The following is a 21,919-nucleotide window of genomic DNA, read 5'->3' as shown; positions in this document are numbered from 1 at the left end:
ACACGATACGTCATAAATCAAGTGTATGTTACAGACGGACAACCCTGTTTAAGTGTTCTGGATGTTAAATGAACATAAATAATCAAAAGAGAAGAAAGATAATACCGACAAATTAGCAATTTGAAACATAAGTTCTATTCTACATCCCCGCAGTTTGCTTACATCAGATGATATCAAATGTTCTCTATGAGCGAAGCTTGGCTACATCTATATTACGGCTATCTGTAATAATCATATCCGGAACAACATCTGTATCCTCGACTTCTATAATATTTTCCTCTATGATCTGAAAATCAAAACAAATTGCAACTTTAAGGCCCAGATTATATTCAGAGATATATTTATCATAATATCCTCCGCCATAACCGATTCGGTTGCCCTTTGTATCAAATACTAATCCAGGCATTATAATAAGACTTTTTTCATCAGGATATATAATTGTATCTGTAACCGGTTCTAATATTCCATAACTGCCAATGGATAATTCTGATTTATCTCTGATTACATAGAAATCCATTTTATCTCCATTTACTCTTGGAACTGCTACTTTTATTCCATTATCAATACAATAATCGATAATAGGAGTCGTATCACATTCACTTCTGTAGCTTACAAATATAAATATACAACTTACATCAGCCAGGTTCGCAGTATCTAACAAATTTTCAAATATTTTTCTACTCTTATGTATTTTTTCTTCATCTGTAAGACTGTTTCTTTTAACAGACATAATTTTTCTTAATTCACTTTTATTCATAAATTTTGTCTATTTCTTCTTTAAAGATGTTATCGAACCATCTTTCTCTACGATACGGATATTTTGTAACTGTCCTCTTAAATTATTATGAACAAGTCTGATGTACTCATCACGTAACTTCTTTTGTTCTGATTTTTCAGCATTTGTAAGTTCTCTTGTCTTAGAAAGACGTGCTAATTCATTTATTCTGTCTAATTTACTCTGTTCCATTAATAAATCTTCTCCATTCTATACATTACTACTCTTACAGACTTATAATTTTCTAATTTCAATATCACTTAACAATTATATATAATGTATCTGTATTAGTTATCAGGCTGTCTACATATTCACTTTGTTCGTGCAATAATAATTCTCCTCCCGGAAAGCTTATGATATCAAAAAATGTTTTCTTTTTACCAAATATCGTCTTATTAACTCCGGTAAATACAAGCAGATTATTATATATCTCACATAATCTCGAACCATTATTGTATTTAGGTTCAATCTTATTTGTATTAAGATTTAAGAATGAAAGTTCATTATCTTTTATTATACAAATATATGGTTCATTATTGAGAACATATGCTTTTGCAAGATTGGAAATACGTATAACATCCTGATTAATACAGGTCTTTATCTCAGACGAAGTTAAATTATAAAATTTAACCTCTTCTTCCTTAGTCTCATTATTTACACAGGAATATATAACGTAATCTCCCATTTTCTTAATATATGGAATTGTCTTGTTATGATAAGTCTGTTCGATAGTCTCAAGCGAAATACTTTTCTTACCAATTGCGAGGTCTGAAACCATCTGTCCGATATTTACAAAACTTACAGCCTCTAAACTACACTCATCTTCATCTAGCAGGTTATATCTGTTATCCTCTAATAGCGAATATCCTGTCTTGATGACACACTGGTTATCTGATATTGCAAGAATATTCATAATACCATTCAAGTTGAAATTCTCATCAGCAATCATATACTCTGTTTCATCTTTGATATTATATAGTCTCTGGTTAAATCTAAAGAATCCTGAATAAGTTTTTGATTTATTTAATACAAGATACTCGTTCTGTATAATAATGTAATAATCATTTATAATAAATATTTTAAGCTTCTTTATCTCATTAAGGCCATAAAGATTCTCTGAGAAATTATATAAAGCTTCAGTTGCACCACTTGATATATTATATCTTAGAAGTAATATTTTCCCGACTTCTTTATATCTATCAACTTCCGTATAATCTGCATAAATGTCTTTTGAAGCCTCTGTATCATCTTTTTCTACATTTGCAAAATATAAGTATTTAGGTTCTGTCGAGACATCGATAATTTCTCCAATGTTATATTTATTAATATTAGGAAGAACCTCAATTCGCTCATTTGTCTCTAAGTTAAGTAAGCTATATCTAATTCCCTTAACAGATTCAAATTCACCATCATATTCAGTTGTTTCAAGCACGTAATTATCACTAAGATATTTACCAAAGTGCCATTCTGAATTCTGTAATATTTTTATTTTCATTAATAAAATCCTTTTATTCAGACAAATAGTCTATTATTTTAAAATCTTCTTTCTGATTAGAAGTGAATAAAGTTCCAACATTATTCCCAGCTAAAATCTGTTCAACAACCGAAACATTTTCGCCATTAGCTATAATCATATCAGCACCTGACTCTGTTGCTATCTGTGCTGCAGCCAATTTAGCACTCATTCCGCCCGTTCCTACATCACTTCCAGATGATTCTTTACCCATTGAGAACATTTTACTGTCTAAATTAGTAACGATTGGAATGAATTTTGCATCTTTATTCATGTTTGGATCATCCGTAAACATTCCATCTATATCAGATAATAATATAAGCATATCAGCATTTGTAAGTGCTGTAACTAAAGCAGATAATCTGTCATTATCACCAAATACGATTTCATATGTTGAAACTGTATCATTTTCATTTACAACAGGAATAACACCTAATTTTAATAATTCTTCAAAAGTATTTCTTGCATTATATCTGCTTAAATCATCAAGCATTGTATATTTTGTCATAAGAATCTGTGCAGTTTTCTGGTTATATTCAGAAAATAACTTCTGATACATCATCATAAGCTGTGCCTGTCCAATTGCTGCACATGCCTGTTTCTCTGAAAGTGTTAAGCTCTTACCTGATAGTCCCGTAGATTGCTTACCTACAGCTATCGCGCCTGATGATACTAATATAACATCTTTGCCCTGATTTTTTATATCTGTAAGAATCCGAACTAATTTCTCAAGTTTATATAAATCAATTCCATTCGTCTCAGGATGTGTAAGCGATGACGAACCGATTTTTACTACAATTCTTTTTTTGTCTTTTAATTTATTTCTATAATTATCTGATATTTCCATTTCCGTTTAATCCTCCGAAGTGAAGTAAAATACATTCTTGTATTTTATACAAAAGTTACTAATCTGTCAATGGAGCATATTTTTTAGAAATTGCTTCATAGACTTTTATACCATCCATTGCTGCTGATGTAATACCGCCTGCATATCCTGCACCCTCTCCGCAAGGATATATTCCTTTAATATTACTTTCAAATGTTTCATCTCTTAATATTCTAAGTGGTGACGAGGTTCTGCTCTCTACTCCTGACATAACTGCATCATATCTGTTATAGTTCTTTATCTTAGATGCAAAAGAATCAATTCCCTGTATTAAAGACTCCGATATATATTCAGGAAAAATATTTCTCAAATTTGAAAATTCGTATTTTCCTTTCATCTGGGGATTAACATCTCCAAGTTCTGTAGTCTTTATATTCTTCTTAAAATCTCCGAATAGCTGAACAGGAATCCTACCTTTACCCTCTATATATGCTGCTTTTTCTAAAACCCTCTGGTATTCTATTCCACCAAGAGGTGTCTTGTCCTTAAAATCATCCGGTGTAATCGTAACAATCATTGCACTGTTCGCATTTTCGCCATCTCTCTTGCTATAACTCATTCCATTAACTGCTGTTGACTCTAATTCCGATGAGGAATTAACCACATATCCACCCGGACACATGCAGAATGAATATACACCTCTTCCAGTTGAAAGATTAGTTGCAAGTTTGTAGTCCGCAGCAGGCAACTTGTCACTAAATATACCATATTGTGAATCATTAATCTGCTTCTGTTTATGTTCGATTCTTACACCGATTGCAAATGCTTTAGGTTCCATAATTAATTTAGAATCATATAGCATTTTAAATGTATCTCTTGAACTGTGTCCTGTCGCTAGCACTAAAACCTCACAAGGAATTGTCTCTTTATAATTTTTCGTTTCTATATCAATTGATTTTAATACATTATTATCATAATTACATTTGGTAAATCTAGTACCAAACATAAAACTTCCACCAAGCCGAATAGTCTCTAATCGGATATTTTTAATGACCTTTGATAATACATCAGTTCCGATATGAGGTTTATTAATATAAGTTATTTTCTCATCTGCACCAAATTTTACAAATGTATCTAATACGAAATCATTTCTATGAAATTTATCTTTAACCATTGTATTTAGTTTACCATCAGAAAATGTGCCTGCTCCCCCCTCACCGAACTGTATATTAGACTCCGGATTAAGAATACCTGTTTCAAAGAACTTTTCTACCGTTTTCTGTCTTTCATCTACTTTTTCACCACGTTCAATTACAAGCGGTTCATATCCATTTATTGCTAACATATATGCACAAAATAATCCTGCTGGTCCTGAACCTACAATTACAGGTCTGTGATTTAATTTCTTTTCTCCCGGCGTAATAAATTCATATTTTTTATTATCGGTTGACATAATATTTTTATTGTTAATTTTAGAAATTATTTTCTTTTCATTATTAATTTCTACATCTACAGTATAGATATATTTTATATCTTCTTTTCTGGCATCAATTGATTTCTTTGATATCCTATATTTAAAATTATCTTTATTAACCTTAAGAAGCTTACTTATCTGTTTAGATAAATCTTCTTCTGTGTGATTTATCGGTAATTTAATTTGTGAAATTCTAATCATTTTTCTGATAGTCCTTTCATACTAATCTCCATTTTACAAGCACAATGTGCCTGCAAAATTGCAAGCCAAATGTCAGATCTGGCTCTGCGAAACTAATTTACAACTTTTCCCTGCAACATATCCTGTAGACCATGCCCATTGAAGATTATAGCCGCCGCATTTTCCGTCTACATTTATTAGCTCTCCAGTAAAATACAGGTTTTTAATATATTTAGATTCCATTGTATAGGGATTAATACCATCTACATCTATTCCACCACAACATACTTGTGCCTTCATAAAATCATTGGTTCTATCTATGTTAAATTCTACCTTCTTGAAAAACTTAAACATATCTGTTAATTTATCTTTAGGCAGATTCTTGTTAAATGGTTTAACCTCATTATCAACATAATAAGAATATATATTAATTAATTCCATCGCAAGTTTGGAATTAATTATTCCCATTAAAATATCATATACTGACTTCTTTTCATAAGCATACTGCATACACACTGCATTTACTAATTCATTGATATCATATTCTGGCAGAAAATCAATTAAAACTGTCGCTTTTCTGTTATTCTCTAAAGCTCTTGATACCATAGCCGCTAGCTGAAATATTACTATTCCTGATAATCCATAATTAGTAAACTGCAATTCACCTGACTCGGTTGTAATTCTATCATTATCTATGTAAAGAAACGCATTTATTTTCCATCTTACCCCCGCAGTATTTTTAAAGAATTGTTTAAAGGGCGGTTTATCTTTCTTAACTTCCATGCCGCATAATGCAGGCTTGTACTTCTCAATTGTATGATTATGTTCTATTAGAAATTCTGTCATATTCTCGCAGAAATCATCTTTGATTCCTGCCTTAGTTCCCATTGCCAGAATCACTTTATCACAATGATAATTATTATTTATATTATCAGTTTCAGTTTCAATTACAAATCCTCCATCTTCTGCAATATGTATATCAGTAACAATTGTATTATTTATAAATTTTACACCAGCTAACCTGCATCTGCTAATTAACATATCAGAAACTGAAGCTGCCTGCATTGATGCCGGATACAGATATCCATTATTATTAGTTGCAAATAGCCCCATTTTTTCAAAAGTATTTACTATATCCTTATTAGAAAATGCATTAAATATCTTTTCTATAAATTCATTATCATCACAATTATATTTACCTGTAAGGCTATCTAAATTACTGAAGTTACATCTGCCATTTCCAGTAGACAGAATCTTTTTACCCATTTTATCATTTGCTTCAATGATGGTTACTGAATTGTCTTCATTTGCAGCATTAATCGCAGCAAATAATCCTGATGCACCGCCACCTATTATTATAATATTATTCATTATCAGTCTCTTTTCTAAAATTTTATTCTATCTATTTATAATCTATAACTTTATACTATAACCTTTTACTATAACCTTTTACTATAATCTTTTACTTAAATCTTAAACTATAATATTAATCTATAATCTTAAACTATAACTTTATTATAGTTTAACATAATCTAACCTGCAATCTATTTATAACTTAAATAGAATCTTAACTGGTTATGCTTTCTAAGTAATTATATAAATCATGGATTGTCTCTATATAGAAACCATCTTTTAATTCTTCTTTATATTGTTCTTCAATATTACTTACATCAATTCCCGTATCAATAAATAATTTGTCATGATTCGCATTATAAATCATAATTATATTATTTTCACTAATAACAAAATAATTGTAAATGTTAGTTAGATTGCATACCGTCTTTCTAATAATAAGCGACTCCGGTGAAAACGCCACTAACTGTACATTCTGAAGTGTTTCATCTTTATTCTTTGCAACATAGGTTGTAAGATAATCAATAACCTGTTCTCTGGTAAGTCCGATATAATCAACAGGTATCTTCTCTTCCTTTTTAGTTAATTCATCCGTATCTGAGTTATATTCTTCAATAATATATCTGGCACTGCTTAGAATTACATTACTTTCGCTATTATTAACCTCAGTATAATCATCCGTTTTGACTCCCGGATTACTTATCTGTGCCTCATCTTTCGTAATAAGATTATCTGATTTCATATTATTTATGGCATAATAATATCCTCCATAATATAACAACACGAAAATTGATACAATTGCAATAAAATATACAATATATGATATTTTCTTCAATGAAAACATACTACTCCCCATTTCAATTGATTTATTTACATATATTGTTAACATATTTTATAATATTATTCAGTTTTATAAATTTTATAAATCTTTAGTCAGATTAAATGCATATGGAATCAACTCATCAAATGGATATTCTCTGATATTGCCATCAGAATCCTGTAACACCACATATCCATCTTCCATAAATTCAGAAAGAAACTGTCTGCATATTCCACATGGATATGTAAGGTTGTCCGATGAGGATACAATTGCAATCTTATTAAAAGATGTATAACCTTCTGATATAGCTTTTAATACTGCACATCTTTCAGCACATATGGTTGCTCCAAACGATGCATTTTCGACATTACAACCTGTAAATACTTCTCCGTCAGTTGTTAAAACAGCCGCGCCAACACTGAATTGTGAATATGGTGCATATGCATTCCCCATAGCCTTTTTTGCATAAGATATAAGAGTTTCATTATCCATAATCTTCTCCATTTCTGAGCAACTTATCGCAAAGAGGTAATTTCTCATCTGCCTTTAAGGCTATTTGCTTTCGCTCCAGAGCAAATAGCTGTGCGAACGAACCAGTGCATTGACATAATTCCTTCGCATTATCTCCATCCACATATATTTTCATCTATATATCTCTAATCCATTCATTATTTCATTCTGTTTTGCTTCCATTATTACACGCTCATCTTCCTCCATGTGGTCATACCCAAATAGATGAAGCATACTGTGTGCAATCAGGAATCCAAGCTCTCTGGTTGTTGAGTGTCCATATTCTTCTGCCTGTGACACTACCTTTTCAAGTGATACCATAATATCACCTAATAATAATTCTCCGGTCTCAGGATTAAAGACATCAAACATATCTTCATCTTCTAACCTTGAGAAATCTCCAGGCTCATCATATTCTGCCATTGGAAATGATAATACATCAGTGGCTCTGTCAATATTCCTTGTCTCTTTATTAACTTTATGTATTGTATCATTATCTGTTAATACAACATTTACTTCGAATTCATATGGACAGCCCACATAATCAGCAGCATAAGTAATTACTTTATTAATAAGCTCATCGCAGTCAAAACCTAAATCTAAATCTGTCTCTTTTTCTATACATATATTCATATCTAAATCCTCTTTTCTAAGCTGTATTTATAAGTATCTGATATTTAAGAAAATATTTCAGTTCATAATATCCATTAATTTATAAAGTATATAACTCCATTCTTTAATTCATTAACACCTATGAGTATATTGTTAAATATGCCTTACGAAGCTTCTTATATAAATCAATATCCTTTATGGCAATATCTAACATACCTGTATCAAATCTGATATCTATAATATTTTCTACAATCTTTCTTCTATTAAAATTATTTCCCTTAGTTACAATAATCGTCTCAAGTGTGTTTTCAATTGAATCACTTAGCATAACAATTGCAGACTCTAAAGTCCTTGGTATGTTTGACTTACTATTATGCTCTTTTACAATATTTATTACTTCTTTTGGAAACTTATTAGACTTCATAATATCTATTCCGGCAGAAACGTAATTGTTGCTTTTCAACTTACCAATCTCATGAAATCTTCCACCTGCTTTTACAAGGTTCATATCTGCACCAACCATTTTAGCTACTCTTACTGATGTATCAGCCACCTGTAACGAATGTAAATATACATTTTCATTTTTTTTCATAAGCATTAATAATAATTCATTTTCATCATCGCATATATTTTTCAGGCTATTTTTTAGATATCTGTTATTAATTCCAATTAGAATATATCTGAAATACAATGGAATAACTGATATAATAAATGGAATCAGACCAATCAATGCCGATGAAACCTTAATTTTCTCATATGTCATATATTGATAATTAAGATTTACTATAAAATATGTTGTCACAGACAATATAAATGACAGAATAGCAAAGCTATGTGAAACAGTATATTTTGCAAAGAAGAATACCACAACAAAGCTTAACATATACATAATAAGCACTTCTACAGTCATCTGTCCCGTAAAATAATATAAAATCATTATAAATGTCTGAAATATAATGGTATTAATAATTCCATATGAGAAATATATAAGCACCAATGGTAATAAAAATGGTGTCACTTTGAATATTTTCTCAGGAATAAACAGAAACACACTTACTAATAATACTGCTGGTAAAAGTCTATATAACAGAGCTATAAATTTATCACTTTTCTTCATTACATAATAAATGCTATATTCTAAGAAAACAAAAGTAAATGTAATAATTATAAGTCTTGTATTCTTCTCATAAGGCCATAACACTTCTCTCTTAAGGCGTATTTTTGTAATATAGAATACTGATATTGCCATAATTATAAATATCAGTAATTTTAATAATTCATTTTTATTTTTTTTAAAGAATTTCATCAATTTTTCCCTTTACTTCTAGCTGCTGAATTTATCTTTTTCATCTTTGCATTCTCATATTCTTCATAGGCTTTAACAATCTTCTGTACTAATGGATGTCTTACTACATCTTCGTTAGTAAGTCTGATAAATGCGATATCGTCAACCTTTGACAATACTCTGATTGCTGTATCCAAACCGCTTTGTATGCCCGGCTTTAAGTCTTTCTGGGTTAAGTCTCCTGTTATAACCACCTTTGAACCAAAACCGATTCTCGTAAGAAACATCTTCATCTGTGCAGGTGTTGTATTCTGTGCCTCATCAAGAATTATGAATGCATTATCTAAAGTTCGTCCACGCATATAAGCCAAAGGTGCTACCTCAATTAAACCTTTTTCACTATTATGAAGATACGACTCAGCTCCCATAATCTGATAGAGTGCATCATATAAAGGTCTTAGATAAGGATCAACCTTACTTTGTAAATCTCCCGGTAGAAAGCCCAGATTCTCGCCGGCTTCAATAGCAGGTCTCGTCAAAATAATTCTTCCAACCTCATTATTCTTAAATGCCGTAATTGCCATCGCCATTGCAAGATATGTCTTACCTGTTCCAGCAGGTCCTATTCCAAATGTAATCATTTTATTCTTAATCATATCAATATACTGCTTCTGACCATGAGTCTTAGGTTTTATAGGCTTACCTGTAAGTGTACGGCATATTATATCTTCATCTAATTCAGTTAATGTCTCTGCCTTATCCTGGTATGCTAAGGAAATAGCATAATTAACAACCTGTTCATTAATCTGGTTACCATTCTTAGCTGAGGTACAAAGAGTCTCTATAATGCTCTTTGCTCTCGCAACACTGCTCTCTCCTCCTATTATCTTTAACTCGGATCCTCTTGATATAATTGTCACATGAAGAGTTTTCTCTATTTTCTTAATATTTATATCAAACTGTCCAAATATCTCCTGACTATACTGCATAGGTATATCTATTATATTCTCAATTACGCTCATGCCTGGTATCTGACCTCATTTCTTATAAATTTATAGTTCATTTTTATAACTTTAATTTCTTTTACAGTTCACTTTATAAGTAATTTACAATGTCTATTATAATTTCATATACAGCTTATTCTTGTTATAATTTTATGTCTCACTTTCAGAACTACTTATCTTGGGCAACATTGTATCATCTACATACTGAACTTCACCAATCTTTTCTACAACCAGAAAATTTCCTGTTGCAATACACTTTTCATTTTCAACGACTATTGTAACATTATTTTCTATAATTTGAATACCTTTTTCGTTCAATTTCTGCATAAAAAATTCAATTTTTGATTCTTCTATTGCTCTAGCCTCATCTTCCGTATATATTCTATAAATATTTTTATATTCTTTTATACTAATATTCGAATATCCCATTGGAAGATAAAAATTATCTGTTATTGATAACTGCTTATAATCCTTGACTATATCGTAATTCTTGAATTTTTTCTGAAACAAGCTTAAATAAAAGGCTTTATCTAATATATCTACCTGTAGAATGTTGTTTTTTCTGTCCGTGTATTCCTTTTCAATATGTTTCAACTCAAATTCATCATTATATTCAATATACGTTCTTGCATATATATCAGAGTCAGAATTGACAAGTCTGTAGTTAATAAGCTCCTCACTATCTCCATATATTTCAATTATTCCACTTACTAAAAGCTGCCCTTTTTTCACCTCATCGCCTACTTTAATCTTTGGCGTGCCGCTCCTCGTAACTATACTGTCTATCATTCCGTCAACATTACTGATAATATTATATGGTTTGTCTTCAACTTTGGCAATGTATGTGTCAAAGTTTTCTTTAATATGTATAAATATACGTGTTCCCCTTACTTCTGCAGATACCCATGTTATATCATCATAATTAGTTCTTAATAAATATTCGATTTCTTCACAATCAATTTTTGACTTCCTGATACCATTATCTATTTTATTCTTATTTAAAAAGTTCATAAGTTCAATATCAGTATGTGAATAATTTCCCTCAAACGAAATATTCCATACATACAACGTAATTATTTTTGCAATTACAAAGAATAATATTATTCCAACTACAAAGAAAATATGTTTTTTATATTTTATTGTCTGAAATAACAGACCTCTTCTTTGCAATAATTTAATTGAACCATTACATTTTCTTCGAAGCTTCTTCATCTTATAGAAAGACGCCACATCACAGCACATTATGACATAATCGTTTTCGCTTGTTATTTTCCATATATTAAGCTTGTTATTCTTACATAGATTTATAAATCTTATCTTATCTAATCCTGTGAATTTCATTATCAGATATCCCTTTATGGAATTATACAGCCAATGAATATAATCACTTCCTTATACGAATTCAATATTTTTAAATCTGCCTTTTATCTTCATATCTTCATTATTAAAATATTCAATATGGAGATTTTTACCTGTTATATACATTTTACAGGTTTTACCCTGTAATTTTATTAATGTATCAGTATACTCAATTATATTTTTATAATTTTCAATATATATTTCATACTGCCCTGTTACGTGTAATACCGATGCACCCAACAATACTTCTTTAGGCAGTTTCAAATTATCAGATATATTTTCTCTAATCATATTAAACACCAGCACGTAACTACACCTAATTATTTATCTATATGATTATAGTAAAAAAAATATACCTATAAGATAAACCTATAGGTATATTAAATGATTAATTATATTTACGTTTTCTAGCTGCTTCAGATTTCTTCTTACGCTTTACGCTTGGCTTTTCGTAATGTTCTCTCTTACGGATTTCCTGCTGGATACCAGCCTTTGCACAGTTTCTTTTGAATCTGCGTAAAGCACTATCTAAAGATTCGTTTTCTTTAACGATTACATTTGACATAGTCTCACACCTAACCTCCCTCCAGTTGTGTAATTGTGCATAATACAACTGTTTGGGTATTTTTTATTGCACTAGTCATATTATAGCATAAATTTTCCATACGTCAATGACTTTTTAAATAGTTCTTATAAACTATATTTCTTATAAACATTCCTCAACTTTAGCAAGAGATGCATCTATGCCGGCCGGATTCTTTCCACCTGCCTGTGCCATATTAGGACGTCCTCCACCGCCACCACCAACTAATGGTGCAATTGACTTAATTATGTTGCCTGCATGAGCGCCATTCTTAACAGCATCATCTGTTGCCATTACTATTAAGTTGACTTTATCTTCCTGTGAAGAAGCAAGAACTATAACTCCGTTAGTAAGTTTCTCTTTCAAATTATCACCAAGGTTACGGAGACCATTCATATCTACTCCGTCAACTTTAGTTGCTAAAACATTAAAGCCTTTTATCTCTTTAACATTGCTCATAACATCTCCAAGAGAATTATTAGCTAATTTACTTTTAAGGCTCTCATTTTCACTATGAAGTACCTTGATTTCTTCTAATAATGATTCGATTTTAGCATTTAATTTAGCTGGTTCGGATTTAGCTGTCCTAGCCGCTTCATAAAGCATATTTTCAATATTAGCATAGTAATCTAACACTGCCTGTCCTGTAAGAGCATCTATTCTTCTTACACCTGCTGCTACACCACTTTCTGATATAATCTTGAACAGCATGATATTTCCTGTATTCTTCACGTGTGTACCACCACAAAATTCTTTAGAGAATTCACCCATATTTACTACGCGTACACTATCACCATATTTTTCACCAAAAAGAGCCATTGCTCCTGTCTTTTTAGCTTCCTCAATAGACATAATCTTTGTCTCTACCGGTAACTGCTCTGCAATCTTCTCATTTACAATTTCTTCAATCTGTTTTAACTCTTCACTTGTAAGTGCCTGGAAATGTGTAAAGTCGAATCTTAAATGGTCAGCATTTACAAGAGAACCTGCCTGCTCAACATGTGTACCAAGTACGATTCTAAGTGCTTTCTGAAGAAGGTGAGTTGCACTATGGTTCTTAGCTGTAGCATTTCTATTTTCCTCATCAACCTTTAATGTAACTGTATCTCCTACTTTAAACATTCCTTTTGTAACCTGTCCTACATGACCGATTTTTCCACCTAATAATTTAATTGTATCTTTAACAACAAATTCTGCTGTATCAGTTACGATAATACCCTTATCGGCTTCCTGACCACCCATTGTTGCATAGAAAGGTGTCTTATCTACAATTATAGTACCTGTATCTCCATCAGCTAATGCTTCTGTTAATTCTGTATCTGTAGTTAATACAGTAATCTTAGAATCATAAACCAAGTTATCATATCCTACGAATTCAGATGTTATGGCAGGGTCAATAGATTCATATACAGTAACATCTGCACCCATATAGTTAGTCTTTGCTCTTGAATTTCTAGCTGTCTCTTTTTGTTTCTGCATCGCTGCTGCAAAACTCTCTTCATCAACTGTAAAGCCTTTCTCTTCAAGAATCTCTTTTGTTAAATCAAGAGGGAAACCATACGTATCATATAATTTGAATGCATTTTCACCAGATAATTCCTTAGAATTATTAGCTTCCATCTCTTTTTGCATATCAGATAAGATATTTAGTCCCTGGTCTATTGTCTTATCAAACTTGTTCTCTTCTTCTGTCAATACCTTGAATATCATATCCTTCTTCTCATCAAGTTCAGGATAACCGTCTTTAGAACCATTAATTACCGTTTCACTTAATGTTGCAAGGAATTTACCATCAATGCCAAGTAATCTTCCATGACGAGCAGCTCTTCTGATTAGTCTACGGAGAACATAGCCTCTTCCCTCGTTAGATGGCATAATTCCATCTGAAATCATAAATGTAGCTGAACGGATATGATCCGTAATAATCCTTATTGAAACGTCTGTCTTATATTCTTTCTGATACTCAACATTTGCCATTTCACATACTTTATTTCTTAAATCAAATATTGTGTCTACATCAAAGATTGAATCAACGTCCTGAACAACGCTTGCAAGACGCTCTAATCCCATACCAGTATCAATATTTTTCTGTTTTAATTCTTCATAGTTACCATTTCCGTCATTATCAAACTGCGTAAATACGTTATTCCATATTTCCATATATCTGTCGCAATCACAACCTACTGTACAACCCGGCTTACCACAGCCATATTTTTCTCCTCTGTCATAGTAGATTTCTGAACATGGTCCACAAGGGCCTGCACCATGCTCCCAGAAATTATCCTCTTTACCAAATCTGAATATTCTCTCAGCTGGGATTCCCATTTCTTTATTCCAGATATCAAATGCCTCATCATCATTTTCATAAATTGATGGATACAAACGGTCTTTATCTAATCCTACAACTTCTGTAAGAAATTCCCATGACCAATGAATTGCTTCTGTCTTAAAATAATCTCCAAATGAGAAGTTACCAAGCATCTCAAAGAATGTACCATGACGTGCTGTCTTACCAATATTCTCAATATCGCCTGTTCTGATACATTTCTGACATGTTGTAACACGTCTGCGTGGTGGTATCTCCTGTCCTGTAAAATATGGTTTTAAAGGTGCCATGCCTGAATTTATTAATAATAAACTATTGTCATTATGAGGAACTAATGAGAAGCTGTTCATCTTTAAATGACCTTTGCTCTCAAAAAACTCCAAAAACATTTTACGTAACTGATTTACTCCGTACTTTTCCATTTCGACCTCCAAATGTGATTTAATCACAAGCTATTTATTCCTATTTTTCTTCTGTCATCTCATCAGCATTAACAGATGTGTTGTCCGAATCTATATTAGCTAATTTGAGATTCTTTCTTTTTCTGAGTGTAGTTCCAATGAAACAACCACACAGAACGAATGCAAGTGTTAACACAAATGAAAATATATAATATATTATTCCTTCTGAAAGAGACACAATATTCCCTCCTATTCATTTAAAATAAAGTTCAAATTATCATAATAATATCACATCTTTTGAGTAGATTCAATAGTTTTAGAATATACACATCCACAATAATTCTGGCGGTATAATCCATACTCCTTAGAAAGCTCAACTGAACGCTTATATCCATTTCTTTTCTTAAAATCCGAATACAGATATGGTATACCACATTCTTCTGATATTGTCTTACCGATTTCATTTAATTTATCAGCATTCTTCATAGGACTAATCGATAATGTGGTAGTAAAATAATCAAACTTGCCATCAATCGCATATCTTGCCGCTTCCCTTAATCTCAACTCATAACATATGAAGCAACGTTCTCCGCCCTCCATATCATTTTCATGTCCTTTTACCGCTTTATAGAACTTCTCTGGCTCATACTCTGTACTAATAAGAGTTATCTTATTCTTTACTGGCAGTTCATCTATAAGTTTCTGCTGTTCACTGATTCTGTATTCATATTCTTCTTTCGGAAAAATATTAGGATTATAATACAGAACAGCAATAGAAAAAAACTGTGACAGATATTCTAAAACATAACTGCTGCAAGGTGCACAACAACTATGAAGCAACAGAGTCGGAACCTTGTCTGATGCAGATATTTCTTCAATTGTCTTATCCAGTATCTTTTGATAGTTAATTTTATTCATATTAATCTCCATTATAAATAAAGATGAATAACCCTGAGATTATTCACCTAAAACTTGGTATATATTAGAAATACTTCTTACTTCCCCATAAGTTACTCTTCTTTAAATCAAGGTATTCATTATATGCTTTTTCTAAAATCTGCTTCTCATTGGCAAATTTAAGCAGATGATATGCTTCATAAAATTTATAATATCCTGAATCTAAAAAGTATTCCTCACGTTGTGGTTTGCTGTAATAGCTATCTGCCATCATCAAATACCAGTGTACACTTTTGTCAACAATGTCTTGTGGTGTAGTGAAAGAGTACTGACTCTTCCCAACATATTTAATAATAGACGCACTAACACCTGTTTCTTCGCGAACCTCCCGAAGTGCTGTTTCATTATATTCTTCGCCTTCTTCTACGGTTCCTTTTGGCAATACCCAGCCTTCATACTTATTCTTATAATTCTTGTATAAAAGTAATATCTTGCCTCGAAATATAACCACACCGCCACAGCTCGTTGCTTCAATCATTGCAATCCCTCCTGTATAATTGGTGTGTCCTAACAGAACTGATATTAGTATAACTCAATAATTAATTCTATGCAATATAAATTATTAATTGGCTTCCTTAGAAAAGTACTCATCAAATACAGCTTTTGCAACAGGAACAGCAGGTGTTGAACCCTCCGGCATATCCTCAAGGACAACACATATGGCAAGTTTCTTACCTTCATTTTCAGCGTACCCCATAAATAACGAATTAGACTGGCTGCCATCATTAATCTGAGCTGTACCTGTCTTACCATATGCTGTGTATAAATCTGATTTTAACTTAGTACCAGTACCTTGTGTTACTACAGCACGAAGAAATTCTTTTAATACATCAACTTCTGGTTTCTCGAATAAATTCTGCGCCTTTTCAGGTGAATATTTTTTAACTGATGTTCCAAGATAATTTTCTACACTAGTAATCATATATGGTTTCATCAAAACTCCATCATTTGCAATAGCTGATGCAATCATTGCAAGATGAATTGGTGTTACCAAAGTCTTACCCTGACCAATAACTGTCTGCATTGTCTCAAATGTCGATGACGTCTCGTCTAACGAAAACTGACTGTTCTTATATGACATGCTAAGCGGTAAATCATTATTAAAGAAAAGGCTTTCACATAATTTCTTGAATTTTGCCCTGTCAAGTGTAAGTCCAAGATTAACAAATGAACTGTTACATGAATTAGCAAATGAATCTTTAAGGTCCTCGTTACCATGCCATCTTCCACCTGCACAGTGAATCGTATGATCCTCTTGCGTAATACTTCCTTTACAATTAAATGTATAGTTTGAATAATCAGGATTCTCACGTATATATTCTATAAGTGTAAATAACTTAAATGTAGAACCAGGAGTATATAATCCGTTAGTTGCCCTGTTAAGCAGATTGGAATTACTGTTGTCTGCCACTAAAGTATCGTATATTGAATCAATTGTATTCGGATCAAAATCAGGTTTTGAAACCATTGTAATTATCTTACCTGTAGATGGTTCAATCGCAATAATCGCACCCTGGTTATCCTCTAAAGCATTATATGCAACTTTAGTCAGATTAATATTTAATGACGTAGTTACATTATCACCAATATGTTTATCACCTTTCAAATCATTTTCAGCGATTTCATTTATCGGTTCATTTGATGTAAGTAATTTATAATTAGCCATGAGTTCAACGCCTGTTTTGCCATGTGTTGAAAAGCCTACCGAATGAGCAAATAATGTTCCATATGGATAACTTCTTATTTCAGTCCCGTCAGCACTTACAATTGTATGTGCAAGCACCTGACCATCATCACTTAAAATGCTTCCTCTTATAACCGATTCTTCTAACACTTCCTGGCGGTTATTATAGTTATTGTTAATTACTTCATCACTATCTTTAACCTGAAATTTAACAAAATATCCTATCATTCCCGCAAACAACAGAAGAAATAAATATGTTACAACCATTATCTGTCGGTTGGAATTCTTAGTTTTCTTCTTTCTATTATCCTTAATTTCTGCTATTTTGTCGTTTTTATTATTTCGTTTTTCTTTCTTCATAATTCGAAACCAATCCTTATATGAATATTAAATATTTTTCTACATATTTCTCTTCTTTTTCTTGTTCCTGCTCGATTTCTTAACTGCCTTAAGTGATTCCGTATCACCCACAAATTTAAAATCTTCTGTCATCATCCTTTCTGATGTCTGTTTTTCTTCATATTCCGCATGTACTACAAGTCCCTGGAATATAGCGAACATAATCATTGTGCAAAGAACTGAACTTCCACCATAACTTATGAGCGGTAATGTAACACCTGTTGACGGAATGAATTTAATCGCACCACCGATTGTAAGAATTGTCTGTACTGCATATGTAACTGCTAAACCAACTCCCACAAGTTTATAGAATAAAACTTCCTGTTTCATTGCAATCTTTATCATACATATAAAACATGACATATATAAGAAGATAAGGCATATTCCAAAGAAGCCGCCTAACTCTTCTGATATGGCTGAAAACATAAAGTCCTGTTCTACAAGCGGAACTGATTTAGGCAGACCTTTATATAATCCAAGTCCTAAGAATCCACCTGTCCCTATTGCAAATAATGACTGTGCCACCTGATATCCACCTGTCTCTATGAATGCCCATGGATTTAAATATGCTGCTACTCTTATTCTTATATGCGAAAATAATTTATAAGCAACTAATGCTGCTGCACAGCCGCCAATTCCTCCAGCAAATAAATATCTGATTTTACACGTTGCAACATATATCATCACAACATATACAATAAAGAATATAAGTGCACTACCTAAATCTGTTGATAAAACTAAAATTATAACATGTAGTCCTGCAAATATTGCCGATAGACATACTCTTAAGAAGCTTGTGCTTTTATTAAGAAGTGCTGCTATGAAAAATACATATAAAATCTTAACGAATTCCGATGGCTGGAATGAAAAGCCTGCTAATGAGACTGACAATTTTGCACCACCCGTAATCTGTCCTATAACTAATACTATTGCTAAAAATGCCACCCCTGCAAAACAATATACGTATGTAAGATTTACAATATTTTTGTATTTCTTAATAATAACAGGAATTATAATTGCCACTACTGATGCCACGCATACGATAAGAAACTGCTTAATAGCTTTCGAATAATCAAGTCTTGTAAGCATTATAAAACTTATACATAAAAACATACATACATCATTTAGAAGACCTTTGTTATAATCTTTCTCATAAAACACATCATGTAATCCCCTAAATATTACTAAAAAGATTACCTGTGCACCATAGAATATAATCATTGTATTATTCTCAGTATTAATAAAAATAACTATATATGCTGCCAGATGTAATATAAACATCATCATTGTCTGTATAAATAAAGCTGCTTTATGCGAACGTTTCTTATTGTCTGCCAAAACAATAAAACTAAAGAATACAAAAAATGCCATTAAAATTATAAACAGGTATTTTGAGATTCCAATAAATAAATTATTCATATCTGATTTTCTCCATTGTCATTCTTATATGGATTAATATATCAAATGTTCTGTTCAAAACATTCAGGTATCTTAATCTGGTTATTCAACTCCGCGATTAAAATGGCCGCGGGTAAATTCTTTAATTTCATCTGAATACTCATTATAATAAAATACTTTTACGTATTTTTCAAGAATGTATTTAGTCTGCTTATAGTCTTCAGTTGTAAAATTAAGCCTTAAATTAGCAGTATTAATACATTTTATCTTATTTTGCCTGTCTAAAAGAGAAAGTGGTACATTATTAAAAATAATATTATAACAGAAATTACAACAGTTAAATACATTGAAATTAATTCCAAGTCTGTCTTTTATCTCAACATCTTTGGCCTTTCTGTCACAACCACTAAATGTGTTATTAATGCAATTAGCCGTTATCATAAGAGGAATCTTACCATAGACCACTAATTCATTGTCTTCTTTTGCAAGCCTTCTAAGTTCCTTATAATTCAATTCAAAAGGAAGTGTTATCCTCTTAGCCTTCATTTTTTTAAAATATTCATAGGCATAGTCATTAAATGAATATAGTGAATTATCTATATAAATATTTTCTATTAATTTCTCATCTGCATAACCTAATTCATCTATATTTTTAATCACAACACCTGATATTCTACCAGATATTTTTTTTAAAAGATTATCTATATATGCCTTATCTTTCTGTCTGAATACGGCAGGAAGAACAATATAAGGTGATTTACCATTATCACTAACCTTATTTACAGCCTCTATACATTCATCTGTATCTAACATATCTGTACACACATATATATCTTTAATTTCAGGCTGTTCTAAAACTGCTGATAACTGCTCATTAGAATAAATCATACAGATAATATTAGTATTAACATCTTTAATGTCCGGTTTATCTGTGACTTTCTCCTTATAGTTGCCTGCGCAATCACAATTGTAATTATCTATATTTTTTCTATATCCGGCTAAGAATTCCTCTTCAAATTTTGTAACAGTACTTCTTCTTAATTCATTAAGTTGTTTAACAGGTATAAATATATTATCGTCCATTTCTATGTTTATTTTTTGAAATTTAAGTAAAGATTCACCTGTCTTATTTAACTGCTTTATTACATTTTCTTTATCAATTGGTCTGTTAAGTGCATCATCAACCTTATTACCTGTTTCAGTTACAGACATATCATCTGTATAAATTGTCAATATTGCATTTTTGCCGGATTTTAATTTAATGTCTGCATTAACATTTTTGTATCTTCTGCCATTACAGTATCTAGAATTAATTTCATTTATAAAATCCATATTTTCAGTCTTATATGCTGGTTTCTGAAGAGAAATCATATTTCTGGAATTATGTGTCTTATAATAACCTGTTGTCGAACCACTTCTACTATATAAATCTGATAAATTTCTCATATCGTTTTTATCAATTCTATAGTTATCCTTACCTTTTTCAAAGAATAAGTCTACATATTTACGATATATTGATACAACTCCCGCACAATATTCAGGGCTTTTCATTCTTCCCTCAATCTTTAATGAAAATACTCCAGAATCTATAATCTCAGGTATTATCTCTAACGTGTTCATATCCCTAAGGCTTAATGCATACAGATTGTTTTCGTTATTAATACGTTTTCTGCCCATATATACTTCATATGGCTGTCTGCAAGGCCCTGCACATCTTCCCCTGTTTCCGCTCCTGCCACCAATCATACTGCTAAAGAGACACATTCCTGAATAACTGTAACACATTGCGCCATGTATAAAACTCTCAATTTCAATATCCACATTATTATGAATATTATTAAGTTCCATAAGTGATAATTCTCTGGCAGTTACAACCCTGCTTGCACCCATTTTCTTTAGCAGCTTAGCACTTTCAACTCCTGAAACAGCCATCTGTGTGCTTGCATGTATATCTAAGTCTCTAAAATTATTCCTTATAAATTCAAAAACACCTAAGTCCTGTACAATTACCGCATCTAATCCCTGTTTGTATAAAGGATAAATATAGTCATAGAGCTGTTCTTCTATCTCGTTATTCTTTATAAGCGTATTAACTGTCAGATATATTTTCCTGTTATTAAAATGGACATAATCTATTGCCTGTAGTAAATTATATTCGTCCGGATTGTCAGCATAGGCTCTTGCACCGAATTTAGTTCCACCGATATATATTGCATCAGCTCCTGCATTTATCCCTGCATACAAGGTATCTAGTGACCCTGCCGGAGCTAAAATTTCTATATTATTTTTCATACCATTCTCCATTTCACAGACACAAAGTGTCGTAAGAATCACAAGCCAAATGTCAGATTTGGCTCTGCGATAGCTGCTATTTGTGGTGTCTGCGACACATTTAGCTGTGCGAAAAATCAGTTATCAATCTGCATTTTTCACACTGTTATCTATTATGCATCATTAAGA

Annotated in this window: 22 protein-coding genes; all 22 read right to left on the bottom strand. The window is 31.7% G+C overall.

The genetic code is table 11. From position 1 onward, the window contains the following. Positions 1-184: 184 nt before the first annotated feature. Positions 185-757, bottom strand: a complete 573-nt coding sequence (locus OCV48_RS07165) for a 5-formyltetrahydrofolate cyclo-ligase (RefSeq protein WP_147591501.1) — start codon at positions 755-757, stop codon at positions 185-187. 9 nt (positions 758-766) lie between these two features. Then, complete coding sequence (locus OCV48_RS07160) at positions 767-967, bottom strand: DUF896 domain-containing protein (protein ID WP_021981828.1); 201 nt, start codon at positions 965-967, stop codon at positions 767-769. Between the two features lie 64 nt (positions 968-1,031). Beyond that, positions 1,032-2,270, bottom strand: a complete 1,239-nt coding sequence (locus tag OCV48_RS07155) for a hypothetical protein (RefSeq protein WP_021981829.1) — start codon at positions 2,268-2,270, stop codon at positions 1,032-1,034. Between the two features lie 13 nt (positions 2,271-2,283). Beyond that, entirely contained in the window at positions 2,284-3,135 is an 852-nt protein-coding gene (proB, locus tag OCV48_RS07150) for a glutamate 5-kinase (protein ID WP_021981830.1), read from the bottom strand. 58 nt (positions 3,136-3,193) lie between these two features. After that, complete coding sequence (locus OCV48_RS07145; protein ID WP_021981831.1) at positions 3,194-4,789, bottom strand: NAD(P)/FAD-dependent oxidoreductase; 1,596 nt, start codon at positions 4,787-4,789, stop codon at positions 3,194-3,196. 72 nt (positions 4,790-4,861) lie between these two features. Beyond that, the gene (locus tag OCV48_RS07140) at positions 4,862-6,139 is read right to left on the bottom strand and encodes an aminoacetone oxidase family FAD-binding enzyme (RefSeq protein WP_147591500.1); all 1,278 of its coding nucleotides are present in this window, start codon (positions 6,137-6,139) and stop codon (positions 4,862-4,864) included. 196 nt (positions 6,140-6,335) lie between these two features. Then, on the bottom strand, positions 6,336-6,965 hold the full coding sequence (locus OCV48_RS07135) for a hypothetical protein (RefSeq protein ID WP_147591499.1): 630 nt from the start codon (positions 6,963-6,965) through the stop codon (positions 6,336-6,338). A 75-nt stretch (positions 6,966-7,040) separates the two neighbouring features. Beyond that, entirely contained in the window at positions 7,041-7,433 is a 393-nt protein-coding gene (locus OCV48_RS07130; protein WP_021981834.1) for a cytidine deaminase, read from the bottom strand. Continuing rightward, positions 7,426-7,587, bottom strand: coding sequence for a hypothetical protein (locus tag OCV48_RS07125; RefSeq protein ID WP_262559344.1), 162 nt, complete (start codon positions 7,585-7,587; stop codon positions 7,426-7,428). The genes OCV48_RS07130 and OCV48_RS07125 overlap by 8 nt, the downstream gene beginning before the upstream one ends. Beyond that, positions 7,584-8,084 carry an rRNA maturation RNase YbeY gene (ybeY, locus tag OCV48_RS07120; protein ID WP_021981836.1) on the bottom strand — a complete coding sequence of 167 codons (501 nt, stop codon included), beginning with the start codon at positions 8,082-8,084 and terminating at the stop codon, positions 7,584-7,586. The genes OCV48_RS07125 and ybeY overlap by 4 nt, the downstream gene beginning before the upstream one ends. A gap of 118 nt (positions 8,085-8,202) precedes the next feature. Further along, entirely contained in the window at positions 8,203-9,369 is a 1,167-nt protein-coding gene (locus OCV48_RS07115; protein WP_147591497.1) for an HDIG domain-containing metalloprotein, read from the bottom strand. Further along, on the bottom strand, positions 9,369-10,370 hold the full coding sequence (locus OCV48_RS07110) for a PhoH family protein (protein ID WP_021981838.1): 1,002 nt from the start codon (positions 10,368-10,370) through the stop codon (positions 9,369-9,371). The genes OCV48_RS07115 and OCV48_RS07110 overlap by 1 nt, the downstream gene beginning before the upstream one ends. Before the next feature lie 132 nt (positions 10,371-10,502). Continuing rightward, a complete protein-coding gene (locus tag OCV48_RS07105; protein ID WP_262559398.1) occupies positions 10,503-11,711 on the bottom strand; it encodes a sporulation protein YqfD in 1,209 nt (402 codons plus the stop codon). A 33-nt stretch (positions 11,712-11,744) separates the two neighbouring features. Beyond that, positions 11,745-12,002: a YabP/YqfC family sporulation protein gene (locus tag OCV48_RS07100; protein WP_262559341.1), complete on the bottom strand. Its 258-nt coding sequence runs from the start codon at positions 12,000-12,002 to the stop codon at positions 11,745-11,747. Positions 12,003-12,099: 97 nt separating this feature from the next. Then, positions 12,100-12,276, bottom strand: a complete 177-nt coding sequence (gene rpsU, locus OCV48_RS07095) for a 30S ribosomal protein S21 (RefSeq protein WP_021981841.1) — start codon at positions 12,274-12,276, stop codon at positions 12,100-12,102. 141 nt (positions 12,277-12,417) lie between these two features. Continuing rightward, positions 12,418-15,042 carry an alanine--tRNA ligase gene (gene alaS, locus OCV48_RS07090; protein WP_147591494.1) on the bottom strand — a complete coding sequence of 875 codons (2,625 nt, stop codon included), beginning with the start codon at positions 15,040-15,042 and terminating at the stop codon, positions 12,418-12,420. A 40-nt stretch (positions 15,043-15,082) separates the two neighbouring features. Beyond that, positions 15,083-15,259, bottom strand: a complete 177-nt coding sequence (locus OCV48_RS07085; RefSeq protein ID WP_021981843.1) for a hypothetical protein — start codon at positions 15,257-15,259, stop codon at positions 15,083-15,085. A 50-nt stretch (positions 15,260-15,309) separates the two neighbouring features. After that, a complete protein-coding gene (locus OCV48_RS07080; RefSeq protein WP_147591493.1) occupies positions 15,310-15,939 on the bottom strand; it encodes an epoxyqueuosine reductase QueH in 630 nt (209 codons plus the stop codon). Between the two features lie 64 nt (positions 15,940-16,003). After that, entirely contained in the window at positions 16,004-16,456 is a 453-nt protein-coding gene (locus OCV48_RS07075) for an NUDIX hydrolase (protein WP_021981845.1), read from the bottom strand. An 84-nt stretch (positions 16,457-16,540) separates the two neighbouring features. After that, positions 16,541-18,022: a peptidoglycan D,D-transpeptidase FtsI family protein gene (locus OCV48_RS07070; protein ID WP_147591492.1), complete on the bottom strand. Its 1,482-nt coding sequence runs from the start codon at positions 18,020-18,022 to the stop codon at positions 16,541-16,543. Positions 18,023-18,061: 39 nt separating this feature from the next. Then, the gene (locus OCV48_RS07065; protein WP_147591491.1) at positions 18,062-19,480 is read right to left on the bottom strand and encodes an FtsW/RodA/SpoVE family cell cycle protein; all 1,419 of its coding nucleotides are present in this window, start codon (positions 19,478-19,480) and stop codon (positions 18,062-18,064) included. An 81-nt stretch (positions 19,481-19,561) separates the two neighbouring features. Further along, positions 19,562-21,751, bottom strand: coding sequence for a U32 family peptidase (locus OCV48_RS07060; RefSeq protein ID WP_021981848.1), 2,190 nt, complete (start codon positions 21,749-21,751; stop codon positions 19,562-19,564). Between the last annotated feature and the right edge of the window lie 168 nt (positions 21,752-21,919).

The sequence above is a fragment of the Bovifimicola ammoniilytica genome (assembly GCF_025567085.1).
In the GTDB taxonomy this organism is placed as follows: domain Bacteria; phylum Bacillota; class Clostridia; order Lachnospirales; family Lachnospiraceae; genus Bovifimicola; species Bovifimicola ammoniilytica.
This window is presented reverse-complemented; position numbering and strand designations above follow the sequence as displayed.

Excerpts from the sequence above, each read along its gene's own strand:
- OCV48_RS07165 (WP_147591501.1), bottom strand. The coding sequence starts at position 757 with ATGAATAAAAGTGAATTAAGAAAAATTATGTCTGTTAAAAGAAACAGT.
- OCV48_RS07160 (WP_021981828.1), bottom strand. The coding sequence starts at position 967 with ATGGAACAGAGTAAATTAGACAGAATAAATGAATTAGCACGTCTTTCT.
- OCV48_RS07155 (WP_021981829.1), bottom strand. The coding sequence starts at position 2,270 with ATGAAAATAAAAATATTACAGAATTCAGAATGGCACTTTGGTAAATAT.
- proB (WP_021981830.1), bottom strand. The coding sequence starts at position 3,135 with ATGGAAATATCAGATAATTATAGAAATAAATTAAAAGACAAAAAAAGA.
- OCV48_RS07145 (WP_021981831.1), bottom strand. The coding sequence starts at position 4,789 with ATGATTAGAATTTCACAAATTAAATTACCGATAAATCACACAGAAGAA.
- OCV48_RS07140 (WP_147591500.1), bottom strand. The coding sequence starts at position 6,139 with ATGAATAATATTATAATAATAGGTGGCGGTGCATCAGGATTATTTGCT.
- OCV48_RS07135 (WP_147591499.1), bottom strand. The coding sequence starts at position 6,965 with ATGTTTTCATTGAAGAAAATATCATATATTGTATATTTTATTGCAATT.
- OCV48_RS07130 (WP_021981834.1), bottom strand. The coding sequence starts at position 7,433 with ATGGATAATGAAACTCTTATATCTTATGCAAAAAAGGCTATGGGGAAT.
- OCV48_RS07125 (WP_262559344.1), bottom strand. The coding sequence starts at position 7,587 with ATGAAAATATATGTGGATGGAGATAATGCGAAGGAATTATGTCAATGC.
- ybeY (WP_021981836.1), bottom strand. The coding sequence starts at position 8,084 with ATGAATATATGTATAGAAAAAGAGACAGATTTAGATTTAGGTTTTGAC.
- OCV48_RS07115 (WP_147591497.1), bottom strand. The coding sequence starts at position 9,369 with ATGAAATTCTTTAAAAAAAATAAAAATGAATTATTAAAATTACTGATA.
- OCV48_RS07110 (WP_021981838.1), bottom strand. The coding sequence starts at position 10,370 with ATGAGCGTAATTGAGAATATAATAGATATACCTATGCAGTATAGTCAG.
- OCV48_RS07100 (WP_262559341.1), bottom strand. The coding sequence starts at position 12,002 with ATGATTAGAGAAAATATATCTGATAATTTGAAACTGCCTAAAGAAGTA.
- rpsU (WP_021981841.1), bottom strand. The coding sequence starts at position 12,276 with ATGTCAAATGTAATCGTTAAAGAAAACGAATCTTTAGATAGTGCTTTA.
- alaS (WP_147591494.1), bottom strand. The coding sequence starts at position 15,042 with ATGGAAAAGTACGGAGTAAATCAGTTACGTAAAATGTTTTTGGAGTTT.
- OCV48_RS07080 (WP_147591493.1), bottom strand. The coding sequence starts at position 15,939 with ATGAATAAAATTAACTATCAAAAGATACTGGATAAGACAATTGAAGAA.
- OCV48_RS07075 (WP_021981845.1), bottom strand. The coding sequence starts at position 16,456 with ATGATTGAAGCAACGAGCTGTGGCGGTGTGGTTATATTTCGAGGCAAG.
- OCV48_RS07070 (WP_147591492.1), bottom strand. The coding sequence starts at position 18,022 with ATGAAGAAAGAAAAACGAAATAATAAAAACGACAAAATAGCAGAAATT.
- OCV48_RS07065 (WP_147591491.1), bottom strand. The coding sequence starts at position 19,480 with ATGAATAATTTATTTATTGGAATCTCAAAATACCTGTTTATAATTTTA.
- OCV48_RS07060 (WP_021981848.1), bottom strand. The coding sequence starts at position 21,751 with ATGAAAAATAATATAGAAATTTTAGCTCCGGCAGGGTCACTAGATACC.